Origin of the sequence: Dysgonomonas sp. BGC7, from assembly GCF_001261735.1 — a bacterium.
Lineage (GTDB): Bacteria > Bacteroidota > Bacteroidia > Bacteroidales > Dysgonomonadaceae > Dysgonomonas.
The window spans coordinates 156267-171349 of the sequence record NZ_CVRP01000010.1 but is presented as its reverse complement, the minus strand read 5'-3'; the positions used below and the strand labels follow the sequence as shown (position 1 = coordinate 171349).

10 protein-coding genes are annotated in these 15083 nt (G+C 34.4%); 8 read left to right on the top strand and 2 right to left on the bottom strand.

Going from position 1 to position 15083, the window contains the following annotated elements; genetic code table 11:
• The 3 genes from BGC7_RS10630 to BGC7_RS10620 all read left to right on the top strand — a co-directional run bounded on the left by BGC7_RS10630 (position 1) and on the right by BGC7_RS10620 (position 5136).
• Positions 1-1626: a M60 family metallopeptidase gene (locus tag BGC7_RS10630; protein WP_050701574.1), complete on the top strand. Its 1626-nt coding sequence runs from the start codon at positions 1-3 to the stop codon at positions 1624-1626.
• Between the two features lie 580 nt (positions 1627-2206).
• Complete coding sequence (rho, locus tag BGC7_RS10625; protein ID WP_050701573.1) at positions 2207-4111, top strand: transcription termination factor Rho; 1905 nt, start codon at positions 2207-2209, stop codon at positions 4109-4111.
• A 95-nt stretch (positions 4112-4206) separates the two neighbouring features.
• A complete protein-coding gene (locus BGC7_RS10620; RefSeq protein ID WP_050701572.1) occupies positions 4207-5136 on the top strand; it encodes a cation diffusion facilitator family transporter in 930 nt (309 codons plus the stop codon).
• 4 nt (positions 5137-5140) lie between these two features.
• Here BGC7_RS10620 and BGC7_RS10615 read toward each other — a convergent pair whose 3' ends face one another.
• Positions 5141-7111, bottom strand: a complete 1971-nt coding sequence (locus BGC7_RS10615; protein ID WP_050701571.1) for a DUF3857 domain-containing protein — start codon at positions 7109-7111, stop codon at positions 5141-5143.
• Positions 7108-8937 carry a DUF3857 domain-containing protein gene (locus BGC7_RS10610; protein ID WP_050701570.1) on the bottom strand — a complete coding sequence of 610 codons (1830 nt, stop codon included), beginning with the start codon at positions 8935-8937 and terminating at the stop codon, positions 7108-7110. The genes BGC7_RS10615 and BGC7_RS10610 overlap by 4 nt, the downstream gene beginning before the upstream one ends.
• A gap of 174 nt (positions 8938-9111) precedes the next feature.
• Between BGC7_RS10610 and purH the strand changes: the two genes are divergently transcribed.
• The 5 genes from purH (at position 9112) to mrdA (ending at position 15083) form a co-directional block, all read left to right on the top strand.
• The gene (gene purH / locus BGC7_RS10605) at positions 9112-10635 is read left to right on the top strand and encodes a bifunctional phosphoribosylaminoimidazolecarboxamide formyltransferase/IMP cyclohydrolase (RefSeq protein WP_050701569.1); all 1524 of its coding nucleotides are present in this window, start codon (positions 9112-9114) and stop codon (positions 10633-10635) included.
• A 37-nt stretch (positions 10636-10672) separates the two neighbouring features.
• On the top strand, positions 10673-11698 hold the full coding sequence (locus tag BGC7_RS10600) for a rod shape-determining protein (protein ID WP_050701568.1): 1026 nt from the start codon (positions 10673-10675) through the stop codon (positions 11696-11698).
• Between the two features lie 70 nt (positions 11699-11768).
• Complete coding sequence (mreC, locus tag BGC7_RS10595; RefSeq protein ID WP_050701567.1) at positions 11769-12626, top strand: rod shape-determining protein MreC; 858 nt, start codon at positions 11769-11771, stop codon at positions 12624-12626.
• Complete coding sequence (gene mreD / locus BGC7_RS10590) at positions 12613-13140, top strand: rod shape-determining protein MreD (protein WP_050701566.1); 528 nt, start codon at positions 12613-12615, stop codon at positions 13138-13140. The genes mreC and mreD overlap by 14 nt, the downstream gene beginning before the upstream one ends.
• Complete coding sequence (gene mrdA, locus BGC7_RS10585; protein WP_050701565.1) at positions 13122-15083, top strand: penicillin-binding protein 2; 1962 nt, start codon at positions 13122-13124, stop codon at positions 15081-15083. Before mreD ends, mrdA begins: the two co-directional genes overlap by 19 nt.

Sequence of the window (15083 nt, the reverse complement as noted above, 5' to 3'; positions counted from 1 at the left end):
ATGAAAAGACAAAAACGACATTATTTTATCCACTATTTTCTAAGGCTGATAATTATAGGACTGGCTTTTTCTTATTCGTGCAATTCTATTAAGGGAACTACAGTGGAAAGTTATAGAATAGAATCTTCGTATAAGAAAAAAGTATTCGATCCTCTTACTATATTCAAAGATCTTTCCTGCTCCGAATTAAAGAGTAATATTACAGACAAAGAGATAAAGAAAATACCGGAGGATTTGTATAAAGATATTGCAACTAAAATTAAATCTGGTAATTATCAGGATAAAGAATATCGTATACAATCTTATCGACCATATCAAAATCCGAAAATATCAGCTGCCAGAACAAAAACTATGCACACATGGGGAGTATTGGACAACGTAACAGGAATATATATAGAAAATCCTGAAGACGAGGTTTGTATTCTAGTTGGAGATACATACGGACAGATAGTAAGGCTCAGAGTACAAGATTATACACAACCCTGGGGTGGCAATACGTTTGAGTTGAAAACAGGTATGAACAGAATAAAACCCGGTACAGGTCTTTGTTATATACTTATTTTTCAGGACGAATATATTCCTTTGAATGCTCGAAGTGAAATAGAGAAAAGTGAAATTAATTCTAAGAAAGTGAATATTCACTTTCTTACAGGAAGTGTAAATGGATATTATGATATTTCTAAAAATGAAGTAAAAGATTCTGAGATTCTTTTAAGTAAAGCTAAGTACTCTTATTTCGACGTGAAAGGAAAATATAGTCAGCTAGTATGGTATACCGAAGACTTTAAGGAAGCCAATACAAATCTTTATAAGACTATTGAAAGCCTCGATCAATTAATTGGTTTAGAAATAGACTTCGCGGGATTATTTAAATATGGCAAACCATACAGTACGCGAATGTTCTTTATGCCTTCTGTATCGGGAACAGGCAATCCGAATGCAACAGTAGAAAGGGTTATTTTTCCCAGATCATATAAAAACTTCTTTGCCAACCCCAGCAGTGATACATTTATGAATCGCATATGGGGATTAGCACACGAAGTAGGACATTGTAGTCAGTCTAATCCGGGTATGAGATGGGGAGGAATGGGAGAAGTAGGCAACAATATGTTTTCCATGTATGTAAAAACACAATTATTTGGCTACGAAAAAAGCAATATGCTTGTAGAAGGATATTATGATAAGGCACAAAGTCTTATTATTGAAAAAAAACTGGCTCATGCAAATCCTAGCATTGCAAACAAACATTTTGAAAGGCTTGTTCCCTTTTGGCAATTACATTTATATACGACCAATGTGAAAGGCTATAAAGATTTATACAAAGACCTTTATGAGCACTATAGAACAACTCCGAATATTGGTACTACATTCGAAAATAGTGGTGAGCTACAGTTAGATTTTGTTCGTACTGTTTGTAATCTTTCAAAAATAAACCTGCTGGACTTTTTTAGAAAATGGGGTTTTCTTACACCTATTGATGTTGTAGTAAATGATTATGGTAAAAGGACTCTGAAAATAACGCAGCAAGATATTGATGCGTTAATAGCTGAGATTGAAGCAAAAAACTATGAAAAACCTACAACGGATATTACAGCTATACGAGACAATAACTTCTTTCAGTTTTAATAAGATAAAGGACTTGGATTAAAACCCATATATAATAAGGTTGAAAGTTGAAATAAATTTTCAACCTTTTATTCTTATCATACTTTATAAACTTTACAACTTCGCTCAAATGTTAATTGCAGTTCCTATTATTCAGTATTATTTCTTTCTATAAGCAGTAGAGTAACTATTTAGTGATGAGTATAAAAATAACATTTATTTAATATTTCAATAAAACTTCAAAAATATGGCATAGGAGATTTTATATTCAAAAAGAATTCATATATTTGCACCTCGGATTCCTGGAACTAAAAATCTTTTACATATAAAGATTAGTAAATATCCAATTACTGTTTATTATATTTCATTATAGCAATCCAATTTACAACTCCTAATTTGATTTATTCTTGTAAATTGTGTCGTATATAGTAATTAATATATGAAAAATTTGGGGATGAAGGAATCAAAATAAAACCTATAAACTCTTGATATAATACATATTTTATCTTCAAAATAAACTTGTGTAAAAAACTACAGGAAAATATATAACTCCTTTTCAAACGAAAATGATTAAATCAATATAATTTAATAAGATATACACATGCGTATATACAACATTCTGGAGCTTAACGAAAAGCTCACAATTGAACTAAGAACTATTGCAAAAGAATTAGGTATCAGACGTCCGGATGCTTATAAAAAAGATGAACTTATTTATAAAATACTTGACGAACAGGCCATTTTAGAAGCTCGGAACAAAAACTCAGAAAGTTACCAGAGCGAAGATAGAATAGAACAGCAACAAAAAAAATCTCATACAGCTGCATCTAAAGCTAAGCAGAAAAAGCAGAACGCAGAAAAAAAACAAGACGTTCCGGCTCCTGTAGCTGCAAAGCCAAAAGAAAAAGTTCAGGCTGAACAACCTAAAAAAGAAGAATCAAAACAGCCAAAACAGGAAAATAAGATAGAGAAGACAGTTTCAGCTCCTGAGAAAAAAGAAGCAACACCTATAGTTGCACCAACTACTGCTCCTGTGGCAGAAAAGCCTTCTCAAAAAGAGATTATTAAAAAGAATAGCACAGAGACAAAAGAGGTTAAAGAAGAAAAAACAGAGCAACAACAAAAGCCTCAGCCTGCACCAGTTAGTAAACCAACCCAGCTAGTATTCCGATCGAATAAAGTTAGAGAAGTTCAGCAAGAAGAACCCGTTCCGGGACTACCTTTGTTGGCTCCGCTCGAGGTGGATGCAGATGTTATCCCTGTGGAAATAGTTACTCCTGAAATTCCTGTTAAAAACAATAAACAGACTCAGCAACAACACAATAACCATTCAAATAATAATAATAATCAGAAAAATAATAACCAGTCGCAAGAAAAGACATTCGATTTCGAAGGCATCTTGAATGCTACCGGAGTTCTTGAAATAATGCAGGAAGGTTATGGCTTTTTACGTTCTTCTGATTATAACTATATGTCATCTCCGGATGATGTATATATTTCACAGTCTCAAATTCGCCTATTCGGGTTAAAGACCGGTGATATAGTGGAAGGTCCTATACGTCCTCCTAAAGAATCTGAGAAGTTTTTCCCTTTAGTAAAAGTTGATAGAATTAACGGGCGTACTCCTGATGAAGTACGTGACAGAGTGCCATTTGATCATTTAAAACCTCTTTTCCCTAATGAAAAGTTTAAACTGACAAAGGGTAGAAACGATAATTTATCTTGTCGTGTTGTCGACTTATTCTCTCCAATAGGAAAAGGACAGCGTGGTCTGATTGTAGCACAGCCAAAGACTGGTAAAACTACATTGTTGAAAGATATAGCCAATGCCATAGCGAGCAATCATCCTGAAGTGTATATGATAGTGCTTCTTATAGATGAGCGCCCCGAAGAGGTAACAGATATGGAACGTAGCGTAAATGCAGAAGTTATCGCTTCTACATTTGATGAACCGGCTGACCGTCATGTGAAAATAGCTGAGATCGTACTAAATAAATCTAAACGTATGGTTGAATGCGGACACGATGTCGTTATTCTTCTCGACTCTATTACACGCTTGGCTCGTGCATACAATACTGTACAGCCGGCATCGGGTAAAGTGCTGACAGGTGGGGTGGATGCAAATGCTCTACACAAGCCGAAACGTTTCTTTGGTGCTGCGCGAAATATCGAGAATGGAGGTTCTCTTACAATAATTGCTACTGCTTTAACTGAAACAGGTTCTAAGATGGATGATGTAATCTTCGAAGAATTTAAGGGTACAGGTAATATGGAATTACAACTTGATCGTAAATTATCTAACAAACGAATATTCCCGGCTGTTGATACTATTGCCTCAAGTACTCGCCGCGACGATTTACTTCTTGATAATGATACTCTTAGCAGAATGTGGGTATTGAGAAACTTCCTATCGGATATGAATTCGGTAGAAGCTATGCAATTTCTTGAAGGCCGATTGAGAAAGACTATAAATAATGAAGAATTTCTAATATCAATGAATGATTGATTAGATAGATTTTATTAGTAAAATATCGAAAGCAAGGGAAAAAAGAATAACTTTACCCTTGCTTTTTTATTTTAATTAATTCTAAATAAACAATAATGAGTCATTCGCACGACAATGATAAACATAGTCACAATCACTCCCATGATCATAAACACAATGCTAATAAGAAAGCTTTATCTATAAGCTTTGTCCTTATTGCAGGCTTTATGTTTGTTGAATTTATTGGAGGATATCTGACCAATAGCTTAGCCCTAATTTCTGATGCCGGACATATGCTGAGCGATGCTGTTGCTTTGGGCTTAAGCCTAAGTGCTTTAATATTTGGAGCAAAAGCAGCAACATCATCAAAAACGTATGGTTATAAACGCTTCGAAATACTAGCCGCATTACTTAATGGTATTGTCCTCGTCTTGCTTTCTATATTTATTTTTAAAGAAGCTATAGATCGCCTGTCGTCTCCGCCACAAGTAATAGGGCAGGGGATGATGATTATTTCGACCATTGGATTGATAATAAATATTATAGTAGCATATATATTACACTCGAAAGGTTCTACCGAAGACAACTTGAATGTAAAAAGTGCTTTTCTACATGTTATAGGTGATCTGTTAGGTTCGGTAGGAGCCATAATAGCCGCAATATTGATAATGCTATTTGGCTGGTATATAGCAGATCCTATAGCCAGTATGATAGTTTCAGTATTAGTCTTGTATAGTGGTTGGAATGTGCTAAAAGACTCTGTGAATATACTCATGGAAGCCAAACCTTCAAATATAGATACACAAGATGTTATCAATCTTCTAAGATCAATAGACGATGTAGAAAGTGTGCACGATCTCCATATATGGATGATTACATCTGATTTCGCTGTTATGACAGTTCACCTAAAGGTGAAAAAAGAAGCCAATAGAGATCAAATTTTAGAGAAAGCAAAACAGTATATTACTGAAAAATTTGGAATTCAACATGTAACCATCCAAATAGAGGGAGAAGACGCTTGTTTATGCGAAATTAATTGTAATTAAATAATTAATATATCTTACTTAAGACAAGCATCTCTGAAAACTGTTCTATCATCTTGGCATATGTTCTTTTTAGGGTTTCGTATTCACTTGGTTGGTATATGTTTTTCTTGAAGATACTATTTGCACTAATTATTACTTTGTCTGCATCTTGATATAATATATAGTCCACTTTCATTAAAGCATCGTTATATGAAAAAGGTTCTGGCATATGATCCACTTTATATCCTTTGGGAATATTAATAACAGACTTATATCCCAAAGAACGGGAATATACCATATCTACATGCAGTGATCGGCTTGTTTGCTTAAATATATTGTCAGTAGGCGATAGATTACAAAATGGGTGAATGAATAGTCTATCAGAAGAACTCTCAACGGGTGAGTCAAATGTAAATAAAAATTGAAATGGCTTATTGAGTTCCGATACTTCTCCTCCAATTTTAATATCATTTTTTGGGGTTATATTATGATTATCTTTGAGGTATTTCAATAGGTTTTCTGATTTTCCTAAATAAGTAGATCGATAGCTATATGCTCTGAAACCTGTAGCAGCAAAAGAAGCATCAACTTCCATTTTATTCTCTTCCGGAATAAGATTTATTGTAAAAGATTTTAGATCCAAAGACATTCCTTTTTGATATATCACACTCCATTCTTCTGTTTTAGGCTTAACAACCAAACCTTCTACATTTATACAACGCTCAGGCACATCCGAGAAGTACAGTAAAGGTTCTGTTGCATCTATATTGTATATCTTTCCGTCGATTTTTGCCTGAACAAGAACATAGTTTAAAAATTGACTAAAAGGATATTCTTTTCTAATAAACCCATTTTCACGGGTACTCAATGCCACCGGATATGCGTCTATACCAGCTGCATTGAGCATACCTGTCAAAAATAAGTTTATATTGGCTACATTACCCGTTTTTCTTTTCAAAAAGTCTGACAAGCTTAATTCTGCAAATTTTCCATACCGTCCATTCCAGTTATAATTATGCTTTACATATTCAACGATCCTTTTAGCCTGATCTAATTGAGAAGTAGCTGTTATATTTAGTTCTGGCAGTATTTTTTTTGCTTCTTTTTCTGATTTTTTTATATATTTTCCAAGGTTGTCGTTTTTCAAGAAACTCTCATTCATGGCTGTCCATGTTGTCATAATATCTTTGCTACCTCCCCGAGGATAATACAATTTAGATAGCTGAAAATTGATACCTATCATATAATCTTCATTCGACGTTATATATTCTTCATCTCTGAATGCAGGTAAATTTTTCATTCCAAAAGTGTATATCATTTCACGATAGACTAGGTTCCCAAATCTCAAGTCTTCTGTCATAGCACTACTCTTAAACTCATCCAGCTTGTCACTTCCTTTCAGTATATATACATATTCATAATATGGAATAGCTCTATAATTTAGTTTGCTGTAGACAACCGGTATTTTTCTTTGAAAACTCCAAGGACGCATATAGAAATAAAAAGGAGTCAATATTGTGTAATTTAGCTCTATTACAGAACCTTCTTTTACATTAGGCAGTGCTATTTTTTTTACATAAAGCTTATCCGATACTTTTTCTTCAAAAATATTCTTTTTATCTAGCGTAGTTTTTATTAATTGTCCACCCTCATAATTATAAATTATAGCTTCCAGTTCCTGTATAGACTCCCAATCACGATTTTCTATATAATATGGAATTTCGAAGTTGGCATAATCCAGTCCTGCCGGCTTTAAAATCTTTATCTTGGTCCTCTTCTTCATTCTCAGAAGAAAGCCTCTGTTTTCATCTCCTATGAAACGATAATCTCCCAAATCATACAATACTACAGCTTCAGCATCTTTGTCTTTATCATATTCGGTCATACTCATTTCATACTGAGTTACCTGTCCTTCATCTTGAGTGTATTTTTCCTGTGCATTAATTAGTACAGATGCAAAGATGAAGAAAAATAAAAAAGTCAGTGTGTTTTTCATATAGATTCTAAATAGTAGTTATTTCTTTCGTGTCTGTTGATCGCAGTCGTAAATTTATAAAAGTCACCATATTGTTCCAATGGATACCGTCCTGCAAATATTGTTATAGATTTATGAACTATCAATTTATTGTCTTTTAATTCAAAATGTTGAGAGTATTCTCCATATTTCGATCTAATGTGTGTATTCTCCGGTACTTTAGATATATTAATTCCTGTCAGATCATACTCCAGTATATCTTTATAACATAATGGATAATTTATTTGAACACTTCTTGTTCTATTTTCGGGAGACTCATAAGTATCAAGATCAATAGGGAAAGGGGATAACAATATGTTATTTCCATATCTCTTATGCAGATTTTGCATTTTAAGCTCCGCATCCATACTTATTTTAACACTATCTCTGCTGTCCTTTAAAAACTTGAAATCAAGAAGATCGTAAGTTCCCGACAATATAGATCTTCTTATATATTTATCTACTGTATTTTTGTCTACATCAGAGGTTAAGTAATTCAACAACTCATAATTATCGCCCCTCTCTATGGCCGAAAGTTTAACTGATGAAGTATTTATGTTTATATATATTTTACGAGTACACAATACATCGTCATTAGACAATTTGGGGATAGAGATCAAACGACTATGTTCTTTATCTGTCAGTAAGGCTCTTCTTCCCTGAATTGATGTACTTATATATCCAAACGGAGTGTTTTTTGATGTACATTCCATATATATTGTATCTTTTGCAAAAGGAATGGTTAATATTACATGATTGAAAGCCTGATAAGGAAAACTATCACTGACATCATTTATTTGAGATGATGCGTTTATTAGTGTGTAATAAGATTTTATTCCAGCATATTCGAGAGCAGCTTTCATATAGTTAGATAGAGCCTTGCAATCTCCATATCTATTAGTACATACATAACTGGCTGGATATGTCTGTAACCCACCTATATCTATGTTAACATTTATGTACCTCATATTATCCTGAAGATAATAATATAGAATTCGGGCTCTATCTTTCTCTTCTGTAGCATCTTTTAATAATACATCTATTCTAATCTTTTCGCTTGGCAATAGATCATTTTTTTTCTCATTTAACCTATATACCCAATTACCAAAATTTTGCCATGTATTGAATTTACCTTCTATCCCGTATCGAAAATCTAAAGGTATAACTCGTATGAGTGGAGCATTCGAAACGTTAGGAGATGTGTTTATTTCGTCTTTTTGAGGAATCTTATAATTATAACTCCAGGTATATCTGACAGTACTTAATAATGTATCTATAAGAGGAGAAATAACATTTTTCTGAAAGAATCTTATAGGTTCTTCTCTCAGAGACTCTACTATTAATAAACCGTCTCGTACAGGTTCTTTTGTCCTGGATAGATCAATGTTTTCTATAATGAGAAATTTATTAATCACTGTCTTTATCGTATAAAATATTTGATAGGGATAACTATTATGTTTCAATTCGAAAGATTTTATGAAATGGTCTTCATAAAGAGAAATATCAGAAATATTGCTACGATCCTCTATTTCTTTGTTTCTCAATTTTCTAATTATATTGCCGGACAAGTCTTTAATATAGGCATTCTCTACCGAAACTTTCATGCCTTTCTTGTAAGGAATATATATCTTTGCATCATAATCTCCTGTGCGGTTATTTATTTGTAAAACAACAGAGTCAGTCCTTTCTATTTTTTCTCCTTTGACAGCGATAAAGGACACTTTTCTTAGAATTTCACTTCTCGTAGTTTGCGAAAAACAATTAAGAACAAACAGTGTAAAGAAGCACATTAGAAAGGTGTTTTTCATTCAGGTCCGATTTAAGATATTTTTACAAATATAGGAAAATGATAGAGATAAAACTTAAATATTTATATAATTTGGATAAGCCTAATTTATTCCGCAAAAATTATAATAAAAGCGCCTGTAATAACAATAGTTTTTATAACTTTGTCCTCCTAAAAATTAGGATATTAACACACCATGTCTTCAGAGAAAAAAATTAGAACAGCGCTAGTCTCAGTCTATCATAAAGATGGCTTAGATGAAATTTTAAAACAGTTGGATTCTTTAGGTGTCCACTTCGTATCTACAGGTGGAACAAAGAGTTTTATAGAGTCATTAGGCCTTCCTTGTGAGGCTGTAGAAGATACTACCGGCTATCCTTCGATATTGGGAGGTAGAGTAAAAACTCTTCACCCTAAAATATTTGGAGGTATTCTGTGCCGCAGAGAGCTTCCTGAAGATATGAAGCAAATAAAAGCATACGATATACATGAGATAGATTTAGTTATCGTAGACCTGTATCCGTTCGAAGAAACTGTAGCTTCAGGTGCTGATGAGCAAGACATTATAGAAAAAATTGATATAGGCGGTATATCTCTCATCAGAGCTGCTGCAAAAAATTTCAAAGATGTTATAATTGTTGCTTCAAAACAACAATATGCTCCATTAAAAGAACTTTTAGACTCAAAAGGCGGCAAGTCTGATTTGGCAGACCGTAAGTTCTTTGCAAAAGAAGCATTTTCTGTTTCTTCATCATACGATACAGCCATATTTAATTATATGGATAATAATGAAGGTTCTGTATTCCGTTATGCAGAAGATAATGCAATGCACCTTCGTTATGGTGAAAATCCACACCAAAAAGGAACTTTCTATGGGAAATTTAACGATATTTTCGAACAGCTGCATGGTCGTGAAATATCATACAACAATCTGCTCGACATAGAATCGGCAGTAAGCCTTATTAGTGAATTTGATGAAACTACAGTTGCTATCTTAAAGCATAACAATGCTTGTGGAATAGCCTCAAGATCTACTACAGTAGAGGCATGGAAAGATGCTTTGGCAGGAGATCCGGTTTCTGCATTTGGCGGTATTATTGTTAGTAATGCAAAAATAGATAAGGAAACAGCCGAAGAGATCAATAAAATATTCTTCGAAATCATAATTGCACCCGAATACGATAAAGAAAGTCTCGAAATATTGGAACAAAAGAAAAATCGTATTATCTTAGTGCAGAAGCAACCAATATCCGATACAACACAATTCAGATCGTTGTTGAATGGTGTTTTGGTACAGGAAAAAGATTTGAGTATACAAACAGCTGAAGACCTAAAGTTGGTGACAAACCGTTCATTGCAGGGATCGGAACTTGAAGATTTACTTTTTGCTAATAAGCTTGTAAAGCATACAAAATCGAATGCAATAATTTTAGTGAAAGATAAGCAGCTATGTGCCGGAGGCACAGGTCAAACATCTCGTGTGGATGCGCTTAAACAAGCTATAGAAAAAGCAGACGCTTTCAACTTTAATCTTAATGGAGCGATAATGGCTTCCGATGCATTTTTCCCATTTCCTGACTGTGTAGAAATTGCAGGAAAAGCAGGAATTACTGCAGTCGTACAACCGGGCGGCTCGATAAATGACAAACTATCTATCGAATATTGTAACGAGCACAATATTTCGATGGTAGTAACAGGCATACGGCACTTTAAACATTAATTGGATTGAAATAGGATTCGCAAAATAAATTGAAAATATGGGACTATTCTCGTTTACTCAGGAAATAGCGATGGATCTTGGCACCGCCAATACCATCATCATACATAATGGAAAAATAGTTGTAGACCAACCTTCCGTAGTCGCATTAGAACGGAAATCGGGAAAGGTAATCGCAGTAGGGGAGAAAGCTCGCCAAATGCACGGGAAAACCCACGAAGATATACGTACAGTAAGACCACTTAAAGATGGAGTGATAGCAGACTTTACTGCTGCAGAACAAATGATCAGAGGTCTGATCAAAATGTTTAATAACAGAAGTCGTCTATTCTCACCGTCTCTTCGTATCGTTATATGTATACCGTCAGGAAGTACTGAGGTAGAAACACGGGCTATTCGCGACTCGGCAGAACATGCCGGAGGACGCGATGTATATATGATATATGAGCCTATGGCTGCGGCTTTAGGTATCGGTATAGATGTAGAGGCACCCGAGGGAAACATGATAGTTGATATAGGTGGAGGTACCACCGAAATTGCAGTAATTTCGCTGGGTGGTATTGTTTCTAACAAATCAATAAAAATAGCAGGGGACGACCTGACTGAAGATATTCAGGAGTATATGGGGCGTCAGCATAATATAAAAGTAGGCGAGCGTACTGCTGAAAATATTAAAATAGCCGTAGGGGCAGCTCTTACAGAATTACCTGAGGATGAAGTTCCTGAAGATTTTGTTGTACATGGTCCTAACAGAATGACTTCCCTGCCAATGGATATACCTGTGTCGTATCAAGAAATGGCACACTGTCTTGATAAATCTATTTCGAAAATGGATTCGGCTATACTTAGTGCTTTGGAGCAAACGCCACCGGAATTATATGCGGATATTGTAAGAAACGGAATTTACCTTACCGGAGGAGGAGCTTTATTAAGAGGACTTAGTAAACGTTTTACTGATAGAATTGGTATTCAGTTTCATGTAGCAGAAGATCCACTTCACGCTGTAGCTAAAGGAACCGGTATCGCACTAAAAAATATTGAGAAATTTAATTTCTTAATGAGATAAGTTTTGCTTATTTCTTTTGTGTCGATATTGTATTACCATATATATAGAAGAATATAGATAAAAACAAATTATGAGAAACTTAATTAATTTCCTATTAAAGAACAGCTCATGGTTTGTTTTTATATTTCTCGAAATAATTTGTTTTTACTTCATTTTTAGTGGGAACTCTTATCAGAAAAGTGTTTTCCTAAATTCTACAAATGAGGTGACCGGACGAGTTTATTCGATATCGGGAAGTATATCTTCTTATTTTGGTCTCAAAAAAGAAAATCAGGAACTCCTTCAAAAGAATTCCGAATTACAGACCGAGTTATCAGAACTAAGAAGTTATTTATTCTCTGTAGAAACAGACTCATTGAAAGCGAATGCTTTTCTTAACGATTCAGTTAATAGGAAAATAAATTCACATTATATTATTGCCCGCGTAGAGAAAAATAGTACTTCTATGATTGAGAACTATATAATAATCAACAAAGGCAAAAATGATGGAGTAACAGATGATATGGGAGTAGTATCTCAGCAAGGCATTGTTGGTGTTGTCAGATCTGCCAGTCCTAATTATGCAATAGTTCAGCCTATCTTGAATCCTCATAGTAAATTTAGTTGCAAAATTAAAAATTCCAGTGCAGATGGTATTTTGATATGGGAGGGTGGGGATTCTAGGTATGCCCGTCTGACAGAATATCCTAAATACGAAAAAATAGAAAAGGGTGATACTATAGTAACCAGTGGCTTTTCAGATTTTTTTCCGGCAGGACTTCAGGTTGGAACTGTAGAAGAGTATCAGAGCGAAGTTGACGATAATTTCTATAGTATAAAGATAAAATTATTTACAGATTTTGGAACTTTGAAAAATGTACTCCTTCTGAAAAGTAATACAGATGAGATAAAAGAATTGGAAAACAAAGTAAAGAATGCTAAAAAGTAATGCGATAAAATATATTATAATATTTGTTCTACTTGTTTTGCTACAAGTATTAGTGCTTAACCGAATTTCGTTTTTGGGCTATGCTGTTCCTTTTGTATATATATATTTTATCATAAAACTTCCCGTTGGCTGTAACAGGAATCTTACTACTTTTTTTGGTTTCTTGATTGGGCTTATAATAGATCTATTTTGTAATACTCCCGGCATAAATGCTGCGGCAAGTACGTTCATAGGATTTATATGTAAGCCATCGCAGAAATTATTTTTCATGACAGATGACTATAATGGCCAAACTCCTAGCTTTAGGTTACTAAGAAGCTCTTTCATGAAATATGCTGTTTTTCTGACATTGATACATCATATAATTTTAGTTTCTATAGAATCATTTTCTTACTTTAATATAAAATTGATTCTGCTACGAATTATTTTATCTGTAATACTCTCATCAATACTCATTTTCGCATTTGAAGGATTCTCTCTTAAGAAGAAAAGCTCATGGCAAAAAGCGGCTTAGACCTTTCTAAAAGACAATATATCATAGGCGGTATAGCCTGTGGTATAATTTTGATATATATAGTACAATTATTCTATCTTCAAATAATAAAAAGTGAATATAAAGAATCTGCCGATGGCAATGCTTTCTTTAATAGAACTTTATATCCTTCGAGAGGTATAATATCTGATAGAAAGGATCGACTTTTAGTATATAACCAACCGACATACGATCTGGTATATATTCCTAGAGAAGTAGGGTCTTTCGATACATTGGATATGTGTAAAGTCATAGATTATACAAAGGAACAGTTTGATAAGCGTATAAGAGATATAAAAGATCGCCGATTAAATCCTGGCTATTCCACATATACTATGCAAACATTTACTACACAGCTCACATCTCAGGAGAGTGGTTTGCTACAGGAAAAACTTTATAAATTTCCGGGGTTTTATATACAGAAAAGAACGTTGCGCCAATATACTCATCCTAATGCTGGTTTGTTACTAGGATATGTGGCAGAAGTAAGTAAAAGTCAACTAGAAAAAGATAGCTACTATGTAAGAGGTGATTATGGAGGGAAATCCGGTATAGAATCATCGTACGAGAAACATCTAAGGGGAGAAAAAGGAGTTGAAATTTTATTGCGCGATGCTCATGGGCGTATACAAGGTAAATACGAAAATGGAAAACATGATATAGCTCCCGCTTCAGGTAAGAATCTTACTTTATCTATTGATATTGAGCTTCAGGCATACGGAGAATATTTGATGCAAAATAAAGTAGGTAGTATAGTTATGATTGAACCATCGACAGGAGAAGTATTATGTATGGTTACATCACCAACTTACGATCCGTCTATGTTATTAGGGCGAGATTTTAGTAAAAACTATCTTGAATTGGAAAATAACCCTGTAAAGCCTCTCTTAAACAGACCAATACAAGGAATGTATCCTCCCGGATCGACTTTTAAAACTACTCAAGGTTTAATCTTTTTAGAAGAAGATATTATTACAGAGAATACAATGTATTCTTGTGCTGGTGGCTATCCTCCATTAGGAGGACGTCCGAAATGTCACCCACACGGATCGCCATTACCTCTGATTCCTGCTATAGCAACATCTTGTAATTCATACTTTTGCTATGGGCTTACGGCTATGCTAGGAAATAGAAAAAAATATGGGAGTACTCCCGAAGCCTTCGAAATATGGAAAAATCACATAGTGGATATGGGTTTTGGATATACATTAGGTGTTGACCTTCCATCCGAAAAGAGAGGATTTATACCTAATAGCAAGTTCTATACCCGTGCTTTTAAGAAAGATACTTGGAGTGCTTCTAATATTATTTCCATTGCTATTGGACAAGGAGAAGTCACAGCAACACCTTTACAGGTTGCCAATCTTGCTGCTACTATTGCAAACAGAGGTTATTATTATGCTCCACATGTAGTAAGAGAAATACAAGATACACCTCTGGATAGTATTTATACTCACAAACACAGTACCGGTATAAAAAAACAACACTATGAGGCTATTGTAGAAGGTATGGCCCGTGCTGTGACGGGCGGTACATGTAGAGGAGCAAATCTATTGCCTGATATAGAAGTATGTGGCAAGACTGGAACTGCTGAAAATCCTCATGGAAGAGACCACTCTATTTTTATGGGGTTTGCTCCTAAAGATAAACCTCAGGTAGCTATATTTGTCATAGTCGAGAATGGAGGATTTGGTGCTACTAATGGTGTACCTATCGGGCGTTTGATGCTTCAAAAATATCTGAAAGGCGAAATTAATCCTAACGACAAAGGGTTGGAAAGTATGATTGCCAGTAGAATTATAATGCCGCAAGTGTTTTATAATTGGACTCGCAGTAATAATAGAAATACTGAAATTGTTAGACCTGCAAATACTCAGTCAACGGATGCAGCTATAGAACCTTTTAAACCGGGAGAAAGCGAATAA

What these genes read in the sequence shown, in the direction of transcription:
- BGC7_RS10630 (WP_050701574.1), top strand. Translation starts at nt 1, where the DNA reads ATGAAAAGACAAAAACGACATTATTTTATCCACTATTTTCTAAGGCTG.
- rho (WP_050701573.1), top strand. Translation starts at nt 2,207, where the DNA reads ATGCGTATATACAACATTCTGGAGCTTAACGAAAAGCTCACAATTGAA.
- BGC7_RS10620 (WP_050701572.1), top strand. Translation starts at nt 4,207, where the DNA reads ATGAGTCATTCGCACGACAATGATAAACATAGTCACAATCACTCCCAT.
- BGC7_RS10615 (WP_050701571.1), bottom strand. Translation starts at nt 7,111, where the DNA reads ATGAAAAACACACTGACTTTTTTATTTTTCTTCATCTTTGCATCTGTA.
- BGC7_RS10610 (WP_050701570.1), bottom strand. Translation starts at nt 8,937, where the DNA reads ATGAAAAACACCTTTCTAATGTGCTTCTTTACACTGTTTGTTCTTAAT.
- purH (WP_050701569.1), top strand. Translation starts at nt 9,112, where the DNA reads ATGTCTTCAGAGAAAAAAATTAGAACAGCGCTAGTCTCAGTCTATCAT.
- BGC7_RS10600 (WP_050701568.1), top strand. Translation starts at nt 10,673, where the DNA reads ATGGGACTATTCTCGTTTACTCAGGAAATAGCGATGGATCTTGGCACC.
- mreC (WP_050701567.1), top strand. Translation starts at nt 11,769, where the DNA reads ATGAGAAACTTAATTAATTTCCTATTAAAGAACAGCTCATGGTTTGTT.
- mreD (WP_050701566.1), top strand. Translation starts at nt 12,613, where the DNA reads ATGCTAAAAAGTAATGCGATAAAATATATTATAATATTTGTTCTACTT.
- mrdA (WP_050701565.1), top strand. Translation starts at nt 13,122, where the DNA reads ATGGCAAAAAGCGGCTTAGACCTTTCTAAAAGACAATATATCATAGGC.